We start from the raw sequence: 22,206 nt of genomic DNA, 5'->3' as shown, positions 1-22,206 counted from the left end.
TTTTACAGGAGGCTGTCATGGAAAACATACTTAATAAGCTTCAAGAGGCACAGGTAGGAAAGGTTGTTCAAAACGAACCTTTAGCCAAACATACAACCATTAAAATCGGGGGACCTGCAGAGATTTTCGTGGAACCGGCCTCCATCAGTGATCTGAAAAAGACAATGGATATTGTGAATGAAAGCGGACTTCCGTGGAGAGCAATTGGACGCGGCTCCAATTTGCTTGTCAGTGATGCAGGAATAAAAGGCGTTGTCATTAAACTTGGCAAGGGCCTCGACCATATGGAGATTGACGGAGAGACGGTGACAGCCGGAGGCGGATACTCTCTCATTAAGTTGACGACCCTGCTTAGCAAACAGGGACTGTCAGGACTTCAATTCGCAGGGGGAATCCCTGGCTCAGTCGGCGGCGCTGTCTATATGAACGCCGGAGCTCACGGGTCTGATATGTCCAAAATTCTCATAAAAGCACACATTCTGTTTGAAGACGGAAAGATGGAGTGGCTGACTGCTGATGAACTCGCGTTTTCATACCGCACATCCCTGCTTCAGAAAAAGCGTCCGGGCATCTGCCTTGAAGCCGTCATGAAGCTTCAAAAAGGGAACAGAGAAGAGATTACGGCACAGCTCCAAAAGAATAAGGATTACCGCAGAGAAACACAGCCGTGGGATTTGCCTAACTGCGGAAGTGTATTCCGTAACCCCCTTCCTTACTATGCAGGACAGCTCATTCAGGAATCAGGACTTAAAGGCCATCAGATCGGTGGCGCGAAAATTTCCGATCTTCACGGAAACTTCATCGTGAACACTGGCAATGCCACTGCAAAAGACGTTCTTGACTTGATTGATTATGTCAAAAAGACGATTTTTGATAAGCACGGCGTGAAAATGGAGACGGAGGTTGAAATTGCCGGTCTAATGTGATGATTGCTTATCTCTTTTTCCTTATATTGTGGTATACTATCTTTATTAAAAGCACAGTTGCTAAACGGCATCCAGCATGCCGTTTGTTTCTCTTTTTAAGAAGATTTTACGGCCCCGAAAGTCATTCGGGATGAGGGGTGAATACATGGAAAAAGGCAAAGTCGTTTCGCTTGAAGACAGGGTGCCCAAATTAAAAGAGCACCGCAGGCAAAAATCAAACCGCAGATTAATAGGTTTTCTATCCGTCTTTTTCATCCTCATACTGCTTGTCATCTACTTTCAGTCTCCGCTGAGCAAAGTGTCTTCCATAGATGTAAAAGGCAACAGAACTGTTTCTGATGAAGAGATTATTTCTTTGAGCGGAATTACCAAAAAAACAGGGTTTTTCAGCATCGAGGACAGTGAAGTTCGGGAGGCGCTGTCTGACTTTGACCAAATTCAGGATGTGCGGATTGAAAAAGAGCTGCCAAATAAGGTAACGATTGCAGTCAATGAGTTTCAGAAAGTGGCATATGTCGTAAAAGGGGACAAGTTTTCGCCGATTCTAGAGAACGGAAGAACACTTGATCCTGTAACCGGGGCATTTCCAGATGACGCACCGCTTCTGATGAACTGGAAAAACGCTGAAGAAATAGAAGAAATGGCTCTTGAATTAATGAGCCTGCCTGACAGCATTTCAAATGCCATTTCGGAAATTTATCATACACCTGAACAAATGGACCCGTGGCATATCACTCTGTACATGAACGACGGTTATGAAGTACAGGCATCTGTCAGAGGGTTTTCAGAAAAGATGAAAAATTATCCTTCCATTGTCAGCCAGCTTGCGCCTGGTGCAAAGGGCGTTATTCATATGGAAGTCGGCACGTACTTTGAATCATTTGACAAGAGCGGGGAAACTGAGCTCAGCACTCCTGCTGAAGGAGCTGCAGACGAAACAGAGGCGGAGGCGACGGAACAAAATGAAAATGAAAATGAGGGGTAGGTATGTCATCCTCTCCTTAATCATGCTTGTGCTTGGCTTTCTTGTAGCTTTTTCTTATCAGCTTACGAAAGAAAAACAGCCTGAAAACGGCATTTCTTCTGAACAATGGGACAAAGAATATGAAACAAGGCAGCTTTTGATCAAGCAGGAGGAACGAAATGCCGAGCTTCAGAAGCAATTGTCTGATACCCAGGAAAAGGTCAGGAAAATTGAAGAAGATCTGAAAAATGAAAAGCAGCTTTATTTTAACCTGGTTGAAGATGCTGAGAAATACAGAATGTATGTAGGCGAGCTTGGTGTAAAAGGAGAGGGGATTGAAGTCACTCTTGAAGATTCCTCCTACATACCTGAAGGCGAAAACGTCAATAATTACATTGTGCATGAAGGCCATATTTTTAAAGTGATCAACGAACTTCTCATATCCGGTGCAAGTGCAGTTGCAATCAATGGACAGAGATTATCGCATGATTCGTATATATATTGTAATGGACCTGTTGTAACTGTGGATGGAAATCAATTTCCCGCACCGTTTGTTATTTCAGCCATCGGCGATCCTGCTGTGCTCGATCAGGCTCTGAATATTGCAGGCGGAGTGGTGGAACAAGTAGCATATGACAACATTGTCATTACCCTTGAGAAAAAAGATGAGATTAAAATGAATCCATTATTGCAAGAAAAGAAATCTTGACGGGTGGTTGCCTTGAAGAAAAATTTGAAAGGTGTCAGCTTTTCCATACTGACAATGATATTCGGCCTTATGCTTGCTGTTCAGTTTCAGTCCATTCAGGAACCTCAGGTCAGAGATACAAGGGACATGTGGCAGCTGCGGGAGGCACTTAAAACAGAGCAGATGATGCAGTCTGAGCTGCTGCTTGAGATCCGCAAGTATGAAGAGCTGATCGATACATATGAGAATGACGAGAATCAAAGTGCTGAAAAAACCCTGAAGGAAACAGTAGAAGAGCTAAAGAAAGAAGCAGGGCTGACCGAAGTAACAGGGGAGGGGATTACGATTACGATTTCCCCGCTGTTTGATGAGTCATTGACACAGACGGAAACAAGCAGTGTTGCACCTGATCTGCTTAAGCGTCTTTTGAATGAACTTAATTCCTACGGTGCCGAAAGCATCTCAATTGATGGCCGGAGAGTTGTCAATACGACCGTCATCCGGGACATCAACGGCAAAACGAAGATAGACGGCTACAGCCTGCATTCTTTTCCGCTTGAGATTAAGGTGATCGGCGAGGATGCAGAGAAGCTTTTCAGCCGGTTAAACGGATCAACGGTTATGGATACGTTTGCTGTTGATAATCTCAGACTGTCCATCTCAGAGCCAAAAGGGAGCATTACGATCCCTCCGTATGATGATGTGATCAGGGTTCAGAATATGAAACCGTTTGAAAAAGGAGAGAATTCATAATGTGGCTTCCCATTTTAGGGTTGGTTCTTGGAATTTCATTGGGACTGCTGACTGATTTCCGGATTCCCGGCGAATATTCGAATTACCTTTCCATAGCCATTCTTGCGGCACTTGATACGCTGCTTGGGGGGATTCGGGCACACTTGCAGAATATGTACGATGAAATGGTGTTTGTATCCGGTTTTTTCTTTAACATCATTTTGGCAGCAAGTTTAGCTTTTCTGGGTGTTCATCTTGGTGTAGACTTGTATTTGGTAGCAATATTTGCTTTTGGAGTCAGACTGTTCCAGAATATTGCCGTCATCAGACGAATCATTATTGCCAATTGGACTGAATCGCGCCAAAAACTTAAAAAAAGTTGATTTTTTAAGAGGGAAAATCAAGGATTTGACGAATACTCACTTTAAGTATCTAATTCATGTTAGAACCTGCACGAAGCAGGCTGGAATTTGTGTGACATGCATGTTTCAAATGTCACAGCATTTTTCAGCATTGTTACAAATATGTAAAACTAGATTCATTGTATTGTTGTTCCTCTAATAATAGAATGGAAATGATAAGTTAAGGAGGTGCCATAGAATGAACAACAATGAAATCTTTGTAAGTCTAGACATCGGTACATCCAGTGTTAAGGTTATCATCGGCGAAATGGCAGACGATAATTTGAACATTATTGGTGTAGGCAATGTTAAATCAGAAGGACTCAGAAAAGGGTCGATCGTCGACATTGACGAGACCGTTCATTCTATTAGAAAAGCGGTTGAACAGGCAGAGAGAATGGTAGGCATTCCCCTTAGAAGAGTTGTAGTGGGAGTGACCGGCAATCATGTACAGCTGCAGGACTGCCACGGGGTTGTGGCTGTCTCAAGCGAAAACCGCGAAATAGCAAATGAGGACATCAGACGCGTCATTGATGCTGCTCAAGTTATGTCAATACCTCCGGAACGGGAGATCATAGATGTGATTCCTCAGCAGTTTATTGTTGACGGACTGGATGAAATCAGCGATCCGCGCGGAATGATTGGTGTGCGTCTTGAAATGGAAGGCACGATCATCACCGGATCAAGAACGATTTTACATAATCTTCTTCGGTGCGTAGAGAAAGCAGGACTCGAAATTACAGATATATGCCTGCAGCCGCTTGCATCAGGAGCCGTTGCCCTTTCTAAGGATGAGAAAAACCTTGGCGTAGCCCTTGTTGATATCGGAGGCGGTTCAACAACAATTGCCGTCTTTGACCAAGGTCATCTGCAGACGACAAGCGTCCTGCCGATCGGCGGAGAAAACATAACGAAAGATCTGTCCATCGGCCTTCGTACAACGACGGATGAGGCTGAGCGTGTTAAAGTAAAGCATGGACATGCCTACTATGATTACGCCTCGGAAGAAGAAGTGTTTGAAGCGGCCATTATCGGCACAGATCAAAAGCAGCAATTTAATCAGCTTGAAATTTCTGATATTATAGAAGCCAGACTGGAAGAAATGTTTGAGCTCGTTCAGCATGAGATTAAGAGACTTGGTGTCAGGGACCTGCCTGGAGGATTTGTTCTGACCGGAGGAACTGTAAGCATGCCTGGAGTGCTTGAAATTGCACAGGATGTGCTTCAGAGCAATGTCCGCATTGCAAGCCCTGATTATATCGGGGTCAGAGAACCGCAGTACATGACTGGAGTCGGGCTGATTCAGTTTGCCTGCAAAAATGCTAAAATACAGGGCCGGAGCATCAGTTCAAATGCTGTTCCCGACAAGGCTGAAATGGCAGCACAAAGAGAGCCTCAGCCGCAGCAGAATCAGCATCAGCGCTCTAAGGCGAAAGAAAAAGAAGAGAAAAAAGAAAGCAAAGTGAAAAAATTCTTTGGTTACTTCTTTGAATAACATGCACCAAGAGGAAGTCATTCGATGGATTAGGAGGATTTTGTATGTTGGAGTTTGAAAGCAATATTGACGGCATGGCAACGATAAAAGTAATTGGGGTTGGCGGCGGCGGAAACAACGCTGTTAACCGTATGATAGAACATGGTGTTCAAGGCGTGGATTTTATCGCTGTAAACACTGATGCACAGGCTTTGAATCTATCTAAAGCAGAAACTAGAATGCAGATTGGCTCAAAGCTTACAAGAGGCCTTGGCGCAGGCGCAAACCCTGAAGTCGGCAAAAAAGCTGCTGAAGAAAGTAAAGAGCAGATTGAAGAGGCTTTAAGAGGAGCAGACATGGTATTCGTCACTGCAGGAATGGGCGGCGGTACAGGTACTGGTGCAGCTCCTGTCATCGCCCAGATCGCTAAAGACCTTGGCGCTCTTACTGTTGGGGTTGTTACCCGCCCATTTACGTTTGAAGGACGCAAGCGTGCGATGCAGGCTGCCGGCGGCATCTCTTCAATGAAAGAATCAGTTGATACGCTGATTGTTATCCCGAACGACCGTCTTCTTGAAATTGTAGACAAAAACACACCGATGCTTGAAGCTTTCCGCGAAGCGGATAACGTACTCCGCCAAGGTGTACAGGGCATCTCAGATTTGATTGCTGTTCCTGGACTGATCAACCTTGATTTTGCCGATGTTAAGACAATTATGTCGAACAAAGGTTCATCACTTATGGGTATTGGGGTTGCAACTGGAGAAAGCAGAGCAGCAGAAGCCGCAAAAAAAGCTATTTCAAGTCCGCTTCTTGAAACATCAATTGACGGCGCACAAGGTGTTCTGATGAACATTACTGGCGGTTCAAACCTAAGTCTTTATGAAGTTCAGGAAGCAGCTGACATCGTTGCTACTGCTTCAGATCAGGACGTAAACATGATCTTCGGTTCAGTTATCAACGAAAACCTGAAGGATGAGATTGTAGTGACTGTTATTGCTACCGGCTTTAACGAAGTAGAAATCAATCACAGCAAACCGCAGTCAAGACCATTCGGAAACACGGCTCCAAAACCATCACCTAAACCTCGCGATGTAAGAGAAATGAAACGTGAGCGCGAACGCGAGGAGCCTGCTCAGGACATGTCAAGCCGTTCTATGCAGCAAGGCGATGATACACTTGATATCCCTACATTCCTGCGAAACCGCAACAAACGCAGATAATAGCAAAAAAAGACATGGCCAAGCGCCATGTCTTTTTTTTGCATTCTTTTATACATAAAATCTGTCTCCTCATATTGTCCTGCTCTTTATAGATAAAAGATGAAATTAGTCCCCTTAGAAATCTGCTGATATTGAGTACCATTTCCTGTATTGTAACAATCTGCTCTACCTGAGCACTTTGTAAATGGTTAAATTAGGTAAATTATGTTTATTTTTACAGGTTTGTTTTCACCATAGTCCGAATGTCCTTTCAAAAAAACGCTGTGAATCCCAGTGTTCATGGCATCTTTAATAGAGTGAAAAAAGGCAGGCGTTCATTTGTCCTGATTTGCAGAACTTTTCTTCTCCGTCAAATCGATCATTTCTGCAAAAGGAATATTTTGGGTGCAAATAATGACAAAATTTTCAAAAAACTTTCTTTACATTTAATGTAACAGCTCAGATTATACATACATTTCAGAGGGAGGGAGGACCTGAGGATCTGCCTACAACATTTTAAGGGGGAATTGAAAGAATGCCGAAGAAATATGGGAAATCGCTCAGTATTTTGTCAATTATGATCCTGCTTTTAACTTTGCTTGCGCCAAGTGTGTCAGTTGCAAGCACAAACGTCAGTACATCAGTGAAAAGTCAGAAAAACATAACGGCTGATAAAGTTTCAAAGAAGGTTGCCGAATCTTTTAAGAAAGAAGAAAAGGTGACGTTTCTCATTAAGCTGAAAGAGCAGGTTGATACAGCAAAAGTTGCAAAGAATGCTGCAAAAACTGAATCTAAAGGGTTGCAGGCCAAATATGAGAAACGGTCGGCTGTCGTTTCTTCCCTTCGTGCAAAAGCCTTTGAAACGCAGCATAATCTGAAAACATACTTAACGAAAGAACAAAAAGCCGGAAATGCGAAAGACATAAAATCTTACTATATCGTAAACGGAATGGCTGTCACTGCCACTAAGGAGGTAATGGAAAAAGTTGCATCTTTCCCGGAAGTGGACAAGATCCTTCCAAATGAAGTTCGTCAGCTGAACAAGGTAAAAGAAAAAACATCTGTACAGCAGACAGACACAAATGCATCTCCTGCAGCAACAGAGTGGAACATCAATAAAATAGGTGCTCCTGCAGCATGGGAGATGGGCATCGACGGCAGCGGAACCGTTGTTGCTTCGATTGATACAGGCGTTCAATGGGATCACCCTGCATTAAAAGAAAAATACCGCGGCTTTAATCCAGCTGCACCAAATGCACCGGATCACGAGTTCAGCTGGTTTGATGCTACAGCAAATCAGGGAGCGCCTTACGACGATGATGGGCATGGAACGCACGTAACAGGCACGATGGTAGGCGCAGAGCCAAACGGCAATAATCAAATCGGTGTTGCACCAGGTGCAAAGTGGATTGCTGTCAAAGCATTCACTGCAAACGGCGGAACAGATGCAGATTTGCTTGAGGCAGGAGAGTGGATTATTGCACCAAAAGATGAAGACGGCAACCCGCATCCTGAAATGGCGCCTGATGTCGTCAACAATTCCTGGAGCGGAGGATCAGGGCTCGATGAATGGTACAGGCCAATGGTCAATGCATGGCGTGCTGCAGATATTTTCCCTGAATTTTCTGCAGGCAACACGACTTTATTTAATCCGGGAGGTCCAGGATCCATTGCCAACCCGGCAAACTATCCTGAATCTTTTGCAACAGGTGCAACAGACATCAACAACCAATTAGGAAGTTTTTCACTTCAGGGACCGTCTCCTTATGATGAAACAAAGCCTGATATTGCAGCACCGGGCGTAAACATCCGTTCATCTGTTCCAGGCGGGGTTTACGAAGGCGGGTGGAATGGTACATCAATGGCAGGACCTCACGTTTCTGCTGTAGTAGCCTTGCTGAGGCAGGTTGATTCCTCCATCACGGTAGAGGAAATTGAAAATGTACTGACAACTACAGCAACACCATTGACCGATTCAACTTTTACCAGCTCTCCTAATAACGGATATGGCCATGGACTGGTAAATGCCTATGATGCGGTTTCCTCTCTGATGACAGGTCTTGGAAAAGTAAAAGGACAGGTTGCAAAAGAAGGGGAAGATGCCGAGGCTCCGGTTATGGAACATACTGGGCCGGCAGAGGCATTCGCGGGTATGAATCTTCCTTTAACAGTGAAAGTAACCGATAATATCAGCGTGACAAACGTCTCACTTCAATACCAAAACAACAACGGACAATGGCAGACAGCTGAAGCTGCCAGAGTGTCGGGTGATTTCCTTGATGGAAATTACGAAGCAGTCATTCCCGGTGAGGCATTAGAAGAAGGCACACTTGTCTATAAATGGAAAGCTGTTGATTTTGGCGCAAATGAAGTGGTATCAGAAGAATATGAAATAGCTGTTCAGCCGGGCATTACGACTGGCTATGAGCAGGATTTTGAAACAGGCGCTGCAGGCTGGACTTCTTACGGTGTGAAAAACAGCTGGGAGCATGGAGTACCGGTAAATGGCCCGGGGAATGCAGCTTCAGGTGAAAACGTTTTTGCTACCAACCTTGACGGCGATTACGAAAATGGGGCAAACATGAATTTGCTTATGCCTCCAATTGATTTGCCTGCAGAAGGAGCGGCATTCCTTCAATTCAAGCAGTGGCATGAACTTGAAACGAGATATGATTATGGCCATGTTTTCGTTTCAACGGATCAGGAAACATGGACACAGGCATTGCGGGTAAACGGTGTCACAACAAACTGGATAGATGGTCAGGTTGACCTCAGCCAGTATGCCGGACAGCGGATCTATGTTGCTTTCAATGTAACCTCTGACGGAAGCGTTGTTAAAGACGGATGGTATTTAGACGATGTAAAGCTTTCTGATACTCCGATTGAAATTCAGAACAAAGCATCACTTGGAGTTGAAAGCAAATCTGCAACGGCAGATAAAGCTTCAATAGAGAAAAAAGAAAAAGTGTATCCGAACAAAATCAAACCGGCACCATTCACTGCTGCCAAAGGATTAACTGACCATGGACAGCCTGCTGCCCTGCCGATGAGAGCAGAAGTAAGCATTGTTGAAACAGGAAGATCGACATACTCAAGTCTGCAGGACGGCAGCTATGAAATTGTTCATGGTGCAGGTGAATTTACTCTCCAGGCAGAAGCATACGGGTATGCGACAGAAACCATGCCGATTACAATTGAGAACGACGGCATCACAGAAGCAAACTTTGTTCTTGAAGAACTTCCTCAAGGAACTGTGAGCGGCACTGTGACAAATGAGGCAACAGGCGAGCCGGTTGCAAATGCAACCCTTCTGCTTGTTGAAGATGCAGCCATTACTCCTGTTCAAACGAATGAACAAGGGGAATATTCAATTGAAGCCTATGAAGGAGACTATACGCTGAAAGCGATGGCACCTTCTTATTATGCAAAAGACACAAGCATCACGATTGATGCAGAACAGACAACTGTTCAAAATATTACGCTGAAGCCGTTCATCGGGTATCCTGGTGAGATCGGATATGACGACGGGACAGCTGAAAACGCCAGAGCATTTAATGCAGCAGGCAATGGATGGGCTGTAAAAATGTCTCTTGCTGAAGGAAACGCGAGAGCGATGGTAACAGGCGGACTGTTCAGATTCTGGGATACAGAATGGCCTGTTCCTGGAGGCACTGAGTTCCAGGTTGCCATTTACGATGCTTCAGGAACGGACGGGGCACCTGGCAAAAAGCTTGCCGGACCAATCAATGCAGAAGCGCTGCGCAACGGAGAATGGACAATGGTCAACTTACTTGACCAGGGTGTAGTTGTGGACGGCGATTTCTATATGGTTTACATTCAAACAAAAGCAAACCCTAATTCGCCTGGACTTGCAACCGATGAAGATGGCGAAAATGCCGGACGCAGCTGGCAAATGGTCAGCGGAGCCTGGTCACCTTCACCTGCTGAAGAAGGAAACTACATGATCAGGGCGATTGTGGACTATGAAGTGACTGCTCCAGAAATTACGTCACCTAAAGACGGTTCGTTCACAAACAAAGAAACGGCTGTTGTAGAGGGTAAAGCATCACCGACAACCACTGTTCATATTTTTAACGGAGAAACAGAGGCAGCTGCTGTACAAGCTTCAGAAAACGGCACATTCCGGGCAGAAGTCCTGCTGAATACAGGTGAAAATGTTCTGACTGCCAAGTCCAGCACAGATGCAGGCATGTCAGATGCATCTAATGCAGTAAAAGTGACGCTGGACAAAACAAAACCGGCATTCACAGTTGAAAATCCTAAAAACGGACAAAAGCTGAACACAGAAGCATTAACGGTCAGCGGAACAGTTTCAGATGACAATTTGGACTGGGTAAAAGTGAATGGACAAAAAGCAGCCGTCAAGGACGGTACATTCTCTAAACGGATTCTGCTTGAAAACGGTGAGAATCTGATTACTGTTCTTGCAGCGGATAAAGCAGGAAACCGTTTAAAGAAAACCGTCAAAGTATATGTGAAATATGATGCACCGGTCATTGAAAATCTAAAACCTGCCGAGGATAAATACATCAAGTCCGGTGAAAGCGTGAAAATAGAATTTGACAGCGAAGAAGATCTGGATGCAACGTTCGTTCTTCATATGCCTCTCACAAATGCGCGCATCCAGAATGCAACAGAGCTTCCGCTGAGAGAAACGTCACCAGGACATTACGAGGGCTACTACACGGCAACATCCAATATGAAAGCTGACGGTGCGAGAATCGAAGTCATTGCAAAAGATGATTACGGCAACGAAACAAGAGCCGTCGCAGATGGCAAACTGTTTATAAACGGAAAAAAACCTGCTAAGAAATAAGCTCACAAAGAACTCTCATTCCAATTGCGGAATGAGAGTTTTTGTTTTATATTGCCGCAGCTGATCTGCATACAGAATTCTTTATGCCAATCCACCTTTTTCCATCGACAAATAGCAATGATATCTATCAAAAATACTCTATTTTATCGGCAGTAACTGACAGACTTCACCTGCTGTGCTCAGCTATACTATTACTATCCAATCGGACAGCGCCCTTATTTTTTCTTAGATGTGAAAACCTCAGGGGAAGGAGTTTAACGTGGCCATTTATTTGGATGTAATCTGGTTTTTGAATTTTTCTTTTGATCTTTTCCTGCTGCTTTTGACGAATATTTTGCTGAAGCAGAAACTGATGAAGATCAGGATTTTGATTGGAGCCTTGATTGGATCTGGCATCGTTGTCCTTCTGTTCACTCCTTTTTCACCCATTGCAACGCATCCGTTAGGCAAGTTATCCGTTTCTGTCTTCATGATACTGGCAGCCTTTGGATTTAAGAGGTTTAAGTATTTCGCCAAGTGTCTGCTTACTTTTTATTTCGTTACTTTTATGGTAGGCGGGGCCATGATGGGGGCCCATTATTTTATTCAGACGGAAATCGGATTTGCAGACGGAATTTTAATGACAAACTCAGGAGGTTTTGGCGATCCTGTCAGCTGGCTGTTTGTCATCGCCGGCTTTCCTGCAGCCTGGTATTTTTCAAGAAAAAGGCTTGATGATCTTGAGATGAAAAAGATTCAATATGACATGATTGTCTCGGTTCACGTCAAGATTGGGGAAGCATCGTTTACACTGAAGGGCCTGATAGACAGCGGAAATCAGCTTTATGATCCCATCTCAAAGTCCCCGGTCATGATTGCAGATGCCAATAAGCTAAAAGGGCATGTTCCGGATGCGCTGCTTGATATAGCGCTTCAGGAAGATGTGATGGCGGCTTTAACCGCGTCAAGTGAATCTCATTCTATGGATAACAGAGTAAGAATCATTCCGTTTCGAGTCGTCGGAAAATCAAATCAGTTTTTAATCGGTCTAAAACCGGATGAGGTCATTGTGACAACAAAAGATGAAACGATTCTTGCTTCGAAAACGATTATCGGGCTGAACCGAACAAGCCTGTCGCCTGAAGGAGAATATGACTGCATCGTTCATCCCAAAATGCTTCAGAGCGGAGCCGTGCAGGACGTTTCATAAAGATTTCCACTGCTTGATGGTTCCGAACGCAGTGATAAGTGCCATCAAACCAGACTATCCAGCGCTTGATGGTTTTGAACGCAGTGATAAGTGCCATTAAAGCAGACTATCCAGCGCTTGATGGTTCTGAACGCAGTGATAAGTGCCATCAAAACAGACTATCCAGCGCTTGATGGTTCTGAAAGCAGCAATAAGTGCCATCAAACCAGAATTTTAACCGCTTGATGGTTCTGAACGCAGTAATAAGTGCATCAAACCAGAGTATCCTCCGCTTGATGGTTCTGAACTTAGCGATAAGTGCCATCAAACCAGAATATCCAGCGCTTGATGGTCCTGAACGCAGCAATAAGTGCCATCAAACCAGAATATCCACTGCTTGATGGTCCCGAACTCAGCGATAAGTGCCATCAAACTATAATATCCAACGCTTGATGGTTCTGAACGCAGTGATAAGTGCCATCAAACCAGAATATCCAGCGCTTGATGGTCCTGAACGCAGTGATAAGTGCCATCAAACCAGAGTATCCACCGCTTGATGGTTCTGAACGAAGTAATAAGTGCCATCAAACCAAAGTATCCACTGCTTGATGGTTCTGAGCGCAGTGATAAGTGCCATCAAACCAAAGTATCCACTGCTTGATGGTTCTGAGCGCAGTGATAAGTGCCATCAAACCAGAATTTTATCCGCTTGATGGTCCCGAACTCAGCGATAAGTGCCATCAAACAAAAATATCCACCGCTTGATGGTTCTGAACTTAGCGATAAGTGCCATCAAACCAGAATATCCACTGCTTGATAGTACCAAACTCAGCTTTATCATTATCCTGTAGTAGTGTACTCAGCTGTAAAGGAAAATAGAAGGGAGAGAATCATGAAAAAACTAAAATTGCAGATTACGTATCTCTGGTATAAATTGCTGATGAAGCTGGGCCTGAAAACAGATGAAATCCACTACATCGGAGGAAGCGAAGCACTTCCGCCCCCGCTCACAAAGGATGAAGAAGAAGTCCTTCTGAAAAAACTGCCGGGAGGCGATCAGGCAGCACGCTCCATTCTGATTGAAAGAAATTTAAGGCTTGTCGTCTATATTGCCAGGAAGTTTGAGAATACAGGCATTAACATTGAAGATTTGATCAGCATCGGAACAATTGGACTAATCAAAGCTGTCAACACCTTTAATCCGGAAAAAAAAATCAAGCTTGCCACCTATGCATCAAGATGCATCGAGAATGAAATTCTGATGTATCTGAGAAGAAACAACAAAATCCGGTCTGAAGTTTCATTTGATGAACCATTGAATATCGACTGGGACGGAAACGAGCTGCTCCTCTCGGATGTTCTTGGAACAGAAGAAGACATCATCACAAAAGATCTTGAAGCAAATGTGGACCGCAAACTTCTCCTTAAAGCTCTTCAGCAGCTGAATGACCGGGAAAAACAGATCATGGAACTGCGGTTTGGCCTTCAGGGAGGAGAAGAAAAAACGCAAAAAGACGTCGCGGATATGCTCGGGATCTCCCAGTCCTACATATCCAGGCTTGAAAAGAGAATTATCAAAAGATTGCGCAAAGAATTCAATAAAATGGTCTAAAAAAATATTATCCGCCGAATTTCCAGTTCCTGTATGCTTTGGAGGCACTTCCGACATTTTTGGCTTTTGGACATGTGCATATTTTTCCCACCTAAGGAGATACTTAACTCTGTACAGCAGCTCCTGTTAGGAGGGAAAGATGTGGCAAGAAATAAAGTTGAAATATGCGGAGTAGATACTTCCAAACTTCCAGTCCTGAAAAATGAGGAAATGAGAATCCTGTTCCGCGAGATGCAAAGCGGCAATTCGGATGCACGGGAAAAGCTCGTGAACGGGAATCTTCGCTTGGTTTTGAGCGTCATTCAGCGATTTAACAACCGCGGTGAGTTTGTCGATGACCTGTTTCAAGTTGGCTGTATTGGACTTATGAAATCCATTGATAATTTCGATCTTGGCCAGAATGTAAAATTTTCAACTTATGCTGTACCGATGATTATTGGAGAGATCAGGCGCTATCTGCGCGATAACAATCCGATCCGGGTTTCCAGATCTCTTCGTGATATTGCCTACAAAGCTTTGCAGGTCAGAGAACAATTGATGAGCAAAACCTCAAGAGAACCGACCGCGGAAGAAATATCCCGGGTACTGGAAGTCCCGCATGAAGAAATCGTCTTTGCACTGGATGCCATCCAGGACCCGGTGTCGCTTTTTGAACCGATTTACAACGATGGCGGGGATCCAATCTATGTCATGGATCAGCTCAGTGACGAAAAAAACCGCGATTCACACTGGATCGAAGAAATTGCTTTAAAAGAGGGAATGCGCAGGCTTAATGAGCGTGAAAAGCTCATATTGAGAAAACGGTTCTTCCAGGGAAAAACCCAAATGGAAGTGGCGGAGGAAATCGGCATCTCACAAGCGCAGGTCTCAAGGCTTGAAAAAGCTGCTATCAAACAAATGAATAAGAATATACAGAATTAGAGCCGTCTCTCAGGACGGCTCTTTTTCATGAAATGAAGGGCATAGAACGCTCATATTCATACATATAGTTAAGTAAGACGGGGGGCGGATGCGATGATGAATATATCTGAATTTCAGACAAAAGATGTTGTCAATGTTTCAGATGGAAAGAAGCTCGGAATGGTATCGGATTTTGATATAAATGTAACGACGGGGAAAATTCAGGCTGTCTTTATCAGCGGGCCTGGCAAGGTACTCGGTTTTTTCGGCAAGGAGGAAGAAGTCGTCGTACCGTGGAGAAACATTGTCAAAATCGGGGAAGATGTGATTTTAGTCCGTGTAAATAGGGAAATAGACCAAAACAGCGAATTAATTTAACAATCTTCTGTCGGAATGGGAAAGATGTGGTAAAATATAGTCGTATATAAATTGCACCAAACAGCAAACAGAAGGAATGATCATTTATGACTCAGAATCCGCTTAATCTTCAGCATGAAACATACTTAAACAGCCCGGACTGGGAACAATTAAATGAAGATCTCGTTATTGGATTTACAACAAAAAACGGGGGAGTCTCAAGCGGTCACTTTCAGTTTCTGAATCTTGGCCTCCATGTCCACGACGATCCCGCAAGTGTAACAGAAAACAGAAAGATCCTTGCATCAGCCGTGAATATGCCTCTTGAACACTGGGTTTATGCAGACCAGGTTCATGACAGCAGCATTTATAAAGCACGCAAGGAAGACGGTTCAAAAGGGACAATGAATTATGCTTCGGCTGTTCCGGGAACAGACGGCCTATACACAGATGAAGAAGGCCTGATGCTTTCTCTCTGCTACGCAGACTGTGTGCCTCTTTTCTTCTATGAGCCTGAAAAAAGGCTGGTCGGCACTGCTCATGCAGGCTGGAAAGGTTCAGTCCTTGATATTGGGGGCAAAATGGCCAGAACGTGGACCCGGAAGGAAGGCGTCTCGGCACAATCCATTTATGCCATCATCGGACCATCCATCGGACCTTGCTGCTATACCGTTGATGATTATGTCATTGACAGAGTGAACAAAGCGCTGTCTAAAGCTTTCCCTTCTCCATATGAAGAGGTGTCTGCCGGGCAGTATTCGCTTGACTTAAAGCTGCTCAACAAATATTTGCTGTTGAATGCAGGTCTGAGCGAGTCCCGCATATTGACAAGCCCGCTTTGTACAAGCTGCGAATCTTCCCTGTTTTTTTCACACAGGAGAGATCAGGGCAAGACCGGAAGAATGGCTGGATTTATCGGTTTAAAGGGGAGGCAAAAACAACTGTGAGCGTCAAACAGAACTTAGAGGAAATACGTGCAAGAATTAAACATACATGCAGTGAAACAGACCGCAATCCGGATGAGATCAGACTGATTGCCGTCACAAAATATGTCAGCATTGAACGGGCGAAAGAAGCTGTTGAAGCAGGCATTGCACATCTTGGCGAAAACAGAAATGAAGGTCTTGCCGAAAAATACGAAGCTATAGGAAACAGTGCTTCATGGCATTTTATCGGAACCCTTCAGACGAGAAAAGTAAAAGACATGATTGATAAAGCAGACTACATACATTCCCTGGACAGGCTCTCGCTTGCTAAAGAAATTGATAAGCGGGCCGATGATAAAGTAAAGTGCTTCATTCAAGTGAATACGTCGGGAGAAGAATCCAAGCATGGCATGACACCTGAGGAAGTTCTCCCATTTGTTAAGGAGCTTGAGAATTATCCGAACATTGTTGTCGTCGGATTAATGACTATGGCTCCTAACACAGATGATGAACATGTATTGAGAGAATCCTTCAAAAGGCTCCGTACATTGCGCGGGGAAGTAAAGTCCCTTCATCTGCCGTATGCACCTTGCAGTGAGCTTTCTATGGGAATGTCGAATGACTTTGAAATAGCGGTTGAAGAAGGCGCTACTTTCATCCGCATCGGCTCAGCCCTGGTTGGATAAGAAATCGGAGGTGTCACGTACATGAGTATTAAAAATAAGTTTAAAAGCTTTTTTGCCCTTGATGAGGAAGAATATGAATACGTTGAGCAGGAGAGGCATCAGGACTATGATTACGAGGAAGAACAGCCGTTTCCTCCAAAGCCGCAGCAGACCAAACAGAATGTTGTCAGTTTGCAAAGTGTTCAGAAATCATCTAAAGTGGTTTTATGCGAGCCGAGAGTTTACGCTGAAGCTCAGGACGTTGCCGATCAGCTGAAGAACAGACGGGCAGTTGTTGTCAATCTGCAGCGCATTCAGCATGATCAGGCAAAGCGCATTGTAGACTTTTTAAGCGGAACTGTGTACGCTATAGGGGGAGACATTCAGAAGATCGGAGCGAATATTTTCCTGTGCACACCGGATAACGTTGATGTTGCAGGTTCGATTTCAGAAATTGTCTCGGAAGAAGATCAGAGGTGGTAAAATTAAATGGGCGTAGTAGCTGATGTTTTATTTACGTTGTTGCAGGTTTACTCTTATGCGATTATTATTTACATCTTGCTTTCATGGTTTCCGAATGCAAGAGAAAGCAGTTTCGGACAGCTGCTTGCTAAAATTGTAGAGCCGTACCTTGAACCTTTCCGCAGGTTTATTCCGCCGCTTGGCATGATTGACATCTCACCAATTGTTGCACTTCTTGCTCTGCGATTTGCAGGATACGGGCTTAACTCAATCTTCACAATGATTGGATAAGATACAGGCGGTGCCGTACATAACGGCACTGTTTTCATTTTGGCTCCAATTTATAGGAGCTTAACGAAAAGGCTGGAAGATAAGCATGGACCACATATATCAGCACTTCAGACAGGAAGAACGGCATTTTATCGATCAGGCGGCTGAATGGAAAGAAAGTGTTTTGATCAATTATTCTCCAAAGCTGACCGATTTTCTCGACCCGAGGGAGCAGGAGATGGTGAAAGCCGTTGTCGGGTCAGGAGAAGACGTTCGACTTCAGTTTTCGGGCGAGGATATGGAACGGAAGCGGGCTCTGCTCTATCCGGACTACTTTACTCCTTCCCATGATGATTTTCAGCTGTCCCTGCTTGAGATCGCGTATCCGTCTAAGTTTGTTGCCCATCGAGCACCGGCAAGTATTGGGTTCTTTAATGTCACTTGGGCTCAAACGTTCAAAATTCGGCGACCTGCTTTTTTCAGGTGACCGGATCCAGCTGGTTGCTGCAAAAGAAACAGAAGCTTTTCTTTTGATGAATTTGACTGAAATTGGCCGGGCAAAGGTTTCGCTGAAAGCACTTGACTGGAGTGAGCGCATCCTCCACGTGGAAGAAATGCTTGAAAAAGCATCGACCGTGAGCTCGTTAAGGCTTGATGCTGTTGCAGCATCTGTCTATAACATTTCCCGGCAAAAAATTGGCGCACTGATTCAATCCGGGTATGTGAAAGTAAACTTTCGGGTCATCGAACAGCCGTCATTTGAATGCAGAGAAGGAGACACGCTTTCTGTAAGAGGCCACGGCAGATCAAAACTGTTGTCGATTGATGGCAGGACAAAGAAAGATAAGTGGAAAATCTCATACGGGATTCAAAAATAAATTTGGGAAAATAGAAGGATTTTTGCCTTTTCTGTCAAAATATGAATTATACTTGAAGAAAGATCGATTGATCAATACATACTGGAGGTGGCAGAAGTGCCGTTAACACCGCTTGATATTCATAACAAAGAATTTAACAAAGGGTTCCGGGGCTATGACGAGGACGAAGTCAATGAATTCCTCGACCAGGTCATCAAAGATTATGAGCTTGCCATCCGCGAGAAAAAAGAACTCGAAAACAAAGTGACCGAACTTAACGAACGCATTGGTCATTTTTCAAATATCGAGGAAACACTTAATAAATCCATTCTTGTAGCGCAGGAGGCTGCTGAGGAAGTCCGCCGCCACGCACAAAAGGAAGCGAAGCTGATTGTGAAGGAAGCTGAGAAAAACGCTGACCGCATCATCAATGAATCGCTTTCTAAATCAAGAAAAATAGCCGTTGAAATTGAAGAGCTGAAAAAGCAGTCAAAAGTTTTCAGAACACGCTTCCAGATGCTGATTGAAGCACAGCTTGACCTTCTTAAAAATGATGACTGGGATCACCTCCTTGAGTATGAACTGGAATCATTATATGAAGAGCGCGAAGAATCAAAGGTGCAGTCTTGACTTTAAAGCACCATTTCACATATAATTTGATGACTACTATATTATAAATGATTAAAAAACCATGACAGGGACAGTAGCAGTATGAAGTCTTTCAAAGCGAGCCGGAGATGGTGCGAGTCCGGCAAAGAAGCAAACTTGCGAAAATCACCCTCGAGTTTTTTTGCTGAACCTATAGAATCAGTAAGCAAAAACGCGTTATTCACGTTACGAATCTCAAAGAGGATAAGCGTTTTTTAGCTTGTCTAAAAGGGTGGTACCGCGAGAAACCTTCTCGTCCCTTCTGGGATGAGAAGGTTTTTTGTGTTTTTTCTGCCCCATTACAAACTGTCTGGAGGAATACCGATGGAGTACAAAGATACCCTGCTGATGCCGAAAACCGAATTTCCGATGAGAGGAAATCTTCCTAACCGTGAACCGCAAATTCAGGAAAAATGGGAAGAAATGACGATTTATCAAAAAGTGCAGGAGCGCACAAAAGACCGCCCGATGTTTATTCTTCATGACGGACCGCCGTATGCAAATGGAGATATCCACATGGGCCATGCACTGAACAAAGTGCTGAAGGATTTTATCGTCCGCTATAAATCCATGAGCGGCTACAACGCTCCGTACGTTCCCGGCTGGGACACACATGGTCTGCCGATTGAAACGGCTCTGACTAAAAACAAAAAAGTAAACCGAAAAGAACTAAGTGTAGCCGAATTCCGCAAGCTGTGCGCAGAGTATGCGTGGGAGCAGATCAACAATCAGCGGGAGCAGTTTAAGCGTCTCGGTGTTCGCGGAGACTGGGAAAACCCTTATGTGACGCTGAAACCGGAATACGAAGCACAGCAAATCAAAGTGTTCGGTGAGATGGCAAAGAAAGGGTACATCTATAAAGGATTAAAGCCGGTTTACTGGTCACCTTCCAGTGAGTCTGCTCTTGCAGAAGCTGAAATCGAGTATTATGACAAACGCTCTGCTTCTATTTATGTAGCATTTACTGTTGCACAGGGAAATGATGTGCTGAATGGCGGAGAAAAAATCATTATCTGGACGACTACTCCGTGGACGATTCCTGCAAACCTTGGCATTGCCGTTCATCCGGACCTTGAATATACGGTGGCAGATGTGGACGGGGAATCATTCGTTGTTGCATCCGCATTGCTTGAAACGGTAGCTAAAGAACTTGAGTGGGCAGACTATAAGGCTGTCAAAACATTCAAAGGCGCAGAAATTGAAAAAGTGTCTGCAAAGCATCCGCTTTATGACCGCGAATCACTTGTTGTTTTAGGAGAACATGTAACGACAGATGCAGGTACGGGCTGTGTTCATACTGCACCAGGTCATGGTGAAGACGACTTTATCGTCGGCCAGAAATACGGTCTTGATGTCCTTTGTCCGGTTGATGAAAAAGGCCATATGACAAGCGAGGCACCAGGGTTTGAGGGCATGTTCTATGATGCTGCCAACAAACCGATCACTGAAAAGCTTGAAGAAGCAGGAGCACTGCTCAAGCTTTCTTTCATCACACACTCATACCCTCACGACTGGAGAACGAAAAAACCGACCATTTTCCGTGCAACTGCCCAGTGGTTTGCATCCATCAAGGATTTCCGCGAGGATCTTCTTCAGGCAGTAAAAGAAACGAAATGGGTTCCTGCCTGGGGCGAGACAAGATTGTTCAATATGGTTCGCGACCGCGGGGACTGGTGTATTTCCAGACAGCGTGCATGGGGGGTTCCGATCCCTGTCTTTTATGCAGAAAACGGAGAGCCGATTATTACGGATGAAACAATCAATCATGTTTCCGGCCTGTTCCGCGAGCACGGTTCAAACATCTGGTTTGAACGTGAAACAAAAGATCTTCTTCCTGAAGGGTTCACGCATCCTGGCAGCCCGAACGGAAACTTCACGAAAGAACAGGACATCATGGATGTCTGGTTCGACTCTGGTTCTTCCCATCAGGCAGTATTGCTTGAAAGAGATGACCTGCAGCGTCCGGCAGACCTTTATTTGGAAGGCTCTGACCAATACCGCGGCTGGTTTAACTCTTCCCTGTCCACAGGTGTTGCTGTAACAGGAAAAGCTCCATATAAAGGCGTTCTCAGCCATGGTTTTGCACTGGACGGAGAAGGGCGCAAAATGAGTAAGTCTCTTGGGAACGTTGTGCTGCCTTCAAAAGTTATGAACCAGCTTGGGGGAGACATTCTTCGTCTTTGGGTAGCGTCTGTTGACTATCAGGCTGATGTAAGAGTTTCAGACAACATTCTGAAGCAAGTAGCAGAGGTGTACAGAAAAATCCGCAATACGTTCCGTTTCCTTCTTGGTAACCTTGCTGATTTTAACCCTGAAACAGATGCCCTCGCGTTTGACGAGCTGCGCGATGTTGACCGTTACATGATGGTGAAGCTGAATAAACTGACAGACAAAGTGAAAAAATCGTATGAAGACTATGAGTTCGCTGCTATTTTCCACGCGGTTCATAATTTCTGCACGATTGAACTCAGCTCCTTCTATTTGGATTTCGCTAAAGATGTTCTCTACATCGAAGCTCCTGATAACAAAGAGCGCCGCGCCATTCAGACCGTTCTTTATGACACGCTGCTTTCACTTGTCAAGCTTGTTGCGCCGATCCTTCCTCATACAGCTGATGAAGTATGGGCACACATCGACTCTGTTTCAGAAGAAAGCGTTCAGCTGACAGATATGCCTGAAAGCAAGGAAATTGCCGGTGCTGACGTGCTTGAGAAGAAATGGGATGCTTTCATGGAGCTTCGCGATGATGTCTTAAAGGCACTTGAAGCAGCCCGCAATGAAAAAGTAATCGGCAAATCGTTAACTGCAAGCATCGAAGTATATGCGAACGGGGAAGCGAAACAATTGCTTGAATCAATTGATGAAAACTTAAAGCAGCTGTTCATTGTATCAGGCTTTAAGCTTGCTGGAAATTATGAGGACGCTCCGCAGGATGCACATACTTGCGACAAAGTGAAAATCACAGTTAAACCTGCTGAAGGCGAAACGTGTGAAAGATGCTGGGTTGTCACAACCGATGTGGGCGAAAATGAAAATCACAAAACACTGTGCACGCGCTGTGCAGCAATTGTTGACGAACATTATACGACTGCTTAAACATAGAAAACCGCTGAATTG

At 44.5% G+C, this 22,206-nt stretch carries 18 protein-coding genes, 1 pseudogene and 1 other annotated feature; all 19 genes and pseudogenes read left to right on the top strand.

The window, feature by feature from the left end:
- Nucleotides 1-17: 17 nt before the first annotated feature.
- The 19 genes and pseudogenes from murB to ileS all read left to right on the top strand — a co-directional run bounded on the left by murB (nucleotide 18) and on the right by ileS (nucleotide 22,185).
- Nucleotides 18-926 (top strand): UDP-N-acetylmuramate dehydrogenase, encoded by a 909-nt coding sequence (gene murB / locus RKD52_RS12920; RefSeq protein ID WP_454100018.1) that lies wholly within the window; start codon nucleotides 18-20, stop codon nucleotides 924-926.
- Between the two features lie 145 nt (nucleotides 927-1,071).
- Nucleotides 1,072-1,911: a cell division protein FtsQ/DivIB gene (locus RKD52_RS12915; protein WP_454100017.1), complete on the top strand. Its 840-nt coding sequence runs from the start codon at nucleotides 1,072-1,074 to the stop codon at nucleotides 1,909-1,911.
- Complete coding sequence (locus RKD52_RS12910; RefSeq protein WP_369733091.1) at nucleotides 1,901-2,599, top strand: DUF881 domain-containing protein; 699 nt, start codon at nucleotides 1,901-1,903, stop codon at nucleotides 2,597-2,599. Before RKD52_RS12915 ends, RKD52_RS12910 begins: the two co-directional genes overlap by 11 nt.
- Before the next feature lie 12 nt (nucleotides 2,600-2,611).
- Nucleotides 2,612-3,331 carry a DUF881 domain-containing protein gene (locus tag RKD52_RS12905; RefSeq protein ID WP_369732981.1) on the top strand — a complete coding sequence of 240 codons (720 nt, stop codon included), beginning with the start codon at nucleotides 2,612-2,614 and terminating at the stop codon, nucleotides 3,329-3,331.
- Nucleotides 3,331-3,693 (top strand): small basic family protein, encoded by a 363-nt coding sequence (locus tag RKD52_RS12900; protein WP_454100016.1) that lies wholly within the window; start codon nucleotides 3,331-3,333, stop codon nucleotides 3,691-3,693. The genes RKD52_RS12905 and RKD52_RS12900 overlap by 1 nt, the downstream gene beginning before the upstream one ends.
- Before the next feature lie 217 nt (nucleotides 3,694-3,910).
- On the top strand, nucleotides 3,911-5,206 hold the full coding sequence (ftsA, locus tag RKD52_RS12895; RefSeq protein ID WP_369732982.1) for a cell division protein FtsA: 1,296 nt from the start codon (nucleotides 3,911-3,913) through the stop codon (nucleotides 5,204-5,206).
- Nucleotides 5,207-5,250: 44 nt separating this feature from the next.
- Nucleotides 5,251-6,408, top strand: coding sequence for a cell division protein FtsZ (gene ftsZ, locus RKD52_RS12890; RefSeq protein ID WP_029284998.1), 1,158 nt, complete (start codon nucleotides 5,251-5,253; stop codon nucleotides 6,406-6,408).
- A 514-nt stretch (nucleotides 6,409-6,922) separates the two neighbouring features.
- The gene (locus RKD52_RS12885; protein ID WP_454100015.1) at nucleotides 6,923-11,224 is read left to right on the top strand and encodes a S8 family serine peptidase; all 4,302 of its coding nucleotides are present in this window, start codon (nucleotides 6,923-6,925) and stop codon (nucleotides 11,222-11,224) included.
- A gap of 259 nt (nucleotides 11,225-11,483) precedes the next feature.
- Entirely contained in the window at nucleotides 11,484-12,413 is a 930-nt protein-coding gene (spoIIGA, locus tag RKD52_RS12880; RefSeq protein WP_454100014.1) for a sigma-E processing peptidase SpoIIGA, read from the top strand.
- An 871-nt stretch (nucleotides 12,414-13,284) separates the two neighbouring features.
- Nucleotides 13,285-14,004, top strand: coding sequence for an RNA polymerase sporulation sigma factor SigE (sigE, locus tag RKD52_RS12875; protein WP_029284992.1), 720 nt, complete (start codon nucleotides 13,285-13,287; stop codon nucleotides 14,002-14,004).
- Between the two features lie 72 nt (nucleotides 14,005-14,076).
- A complete protein-coding gene (sigG, locus tag RKD52_RS12870) occupies nucleotides 14,077-14,925 on the top strand; it encodes an RNA polymerase sporulation sigma factor SigG (protein ID WP_087946299.1) in 849 nt (282 codons plus the stop codon).
- A gap of 93 nt (nucleotides 14,926-15,018) precedes the next feature.
- Nucleotides 15,019-15,282: a YlmC/YmxH family sporulation protein gene (locus RKD52_RS12865; protein ID WP_369732985.1), complete on the top strand. Its 264-nt coding sequence runs from the start codon at nucleotides 15,019-15,021 to the stop codon at nucleotides 15,280-15,282.
- An 86-nt stretch (nucleotides 15,283-15,368) separates the two neighbouring features.
- On the top strand, nucleotides 15,369-16,208 hold the full coding sequence (gene pgeF, locus RKD52_RS12860) for a peptidoglycan editing factor PgeF (RefSeq protein WP_454100013.1): 840 nt from the start codon (nucleotides 15,369-15,371) through the stop codon (nucleotides 16,206-16,208).
- On the top strand, nucleotides 16,205-16,873 hold the full coding sequence (locus tag RKD52_RS12855; protein ID WP_454100012.1) for a YggS family pyridoxal phosphate-dependent enzyme: 669 nt from the start codon (nucleotides 16,205-16,207) through the stop codon (nucleotides 16,871-16,873). The genes pgeF and RKD52_RS12855 overlap by 4 nt, the downstream gene beginning before the upstream one ends.
- A 21-nt stretch (nucleotides 16,874-16,894) precedes the next feature.
- The gene (locus RKD52_RS12850) at nucleotides 16,895-17,335 is read left to right on the top strand and encodes a cell division protein SepF (protein ID WP_369732988.1); all 441 of its coding nucleotides are present in this window, start codon (nucleotides 16,895-16,897) and stop codon (nucleotides 17,333-17,335) included.
- Nucleotides 17,336-17,341: 6 nt separating this feature from the next.
- Nucleotides 17,342-17,605 carry a YggT family protein gene (locus tag RKD52_RS12845; protein WP_029284986.1) on the top strand — a complete coding sequence of 88 codons (264 nt, stop codon included), beginning with the start codon at nucleotides 17,342-17,344 and terminating at the stop codon, nucleotides 17,603-17,605.
- 85 nt (nucleotides 17,606-17,690) lie between these two features.
- Nucleotides 17,691-18,462, top strand: a pseudogene (locus RKD52_RS12840) (YlmH family RNA-binding protein).
- Nucleotides 18,463-18,558: 96 nt separating this feature from the next.
- Complete coding sequence (locus RKD52_RS12835; protein ID WP_029284984.1) at nucleotides 18,559-19,071, top strand: DivIVA domain-containing protein; 513 nt, start codon at nucleotides 18,559-18,561, stop codon at nucleotides 19,069-19,071.
- A gap of 52 nt (nucleotides 19,072-19,123) precedes the next feature.
- Nucleotides 19,124-19,353, top strand: a binding site (T-box leader).
- 60 nt (nucleotides 19,354-19,413) lie between these two features.
- Nucleotides 19,414-22,185: an isoleucine--tRNA ligase gene (gene ileS / locus RKD52_RS12830; RefSeq protein WP_454100011.1), complete on the top strand. Its 2,772-nt coding sequence runs from the start codon at nucleotides 19,414-19,416 to the stop codon at nucleotides 22,183-22,185.
- Nucleotides 22,186-22,206 lie beyond the last annotated feature (21 nt).

The sequence above is a fragment of the Metabacillus sp. SLBN-84 genome (assembly GCF_053629595.1).
This window is presented reverse-complemented; position numbering and strand designations above follow the sequence as displayed.

What these genes read in the sequence shown, in the direction of transcription:
- pgeF (WP_454100013.1), top strand. Translation starts at nt 15,369, where the DNA reads ATGACTCAGAATCCGCTTAATCTTCAGCATGAAACATACTTAAACAGC.
- RKD52_RS12845 (WP_029284986.1), top strand. Translation starts at nt 17,342, where the DNA reads ATGGGCGTAGTAGCTGATGTTTTATTTACGTTGTTGCAGGTTTACTCT.
- ileS (WP_454100011.1), top strand. Translation starts at nt 19,414, where the DNA reads ATGGAGTACAAAGATACCCTGCTGATGCCGAAAACCGAATTTCCGATG.
- RKD52_RS12885 (WP_454100015.1), top strand. Translation starts at nt 6,923, where the DNA reads ATGCCGAAGAAATATGGGAAATCGCTCAGTATTTTGTCAATTATGATC.
- murB (WP_454100018.1), top strand. Translation starts at nt 18, where the DNA reads ATGGAAAACATACTTAATAAGCTTCAAGAGGCACAGGTAGGAAAGGTT.
- ftsZ (WP_029284998.1), top strand. Translation starts at nt 5,251, where the DNA reads ATGTTGGAGTTTGAAAGCAATATTGACGGCATGGCAACGATAAAAGTA.
- sigG (WP_087946299.1), top strand. Translation starts at nt 14,077, where the DNA reads ATGTGCATATTTTTCCCACCTAAGGAGATACTTAACTCTGTACAGCAG.
- RKD52_RS12900 (WP_454100016.1), top strand. Translation starts at nt 3,331, where the DNA reads ATGTGGCTTCCCATTTTAGGGTTGGTTCTTGGAATTTCATTGGGACTG.
- ftsA (WP_369732982.1), top strand. Translation starts at nt 3,911, where the DNA reads ATGAACAACAATGAAATCTTTGTAAGTCTAGACATCGGTACATCCAGT.
- sigE (WP_029284992.1), top strand. Translation starts at nt 13,285, where the DNA reads ATGAAAAAACTAAAATTGCAGATTACGTATCTCTGGTATAAATTGCTG.
- RKD52_RS12915 (WP_454100017.1), top strand. Translation starts at nt 1,072, where the DNA reads ATGGAAAAAGGCAAAGTCGTTTCGCTTGAAGACAGGGTGCCCAAATTA.
- RKD52_RS12910 (WP_369733091.1), top strand. Translation starts at nt 1,901, where the DNA reads ATGAGGGGTAGGTATGTCATCCTCTCCTTAATCATGCTTGTGCTTGGC.
- RKD52_RS12865 (WP_369732985.1), top strand. Translation starts at nt 15,019, where the DNA reads ATGATGAATATATCTGAATTTCAGACAAAAGATGTTGTCAATGTTTCA.
- RKD52_RS12850 (WP_369732988.1), top strand. Translation starts at nt 16,895, where the DNA reads ATGAGTATTAAAAATAAGTTTAAAAGCTTTTTTGCCCTTGATGAGGAA.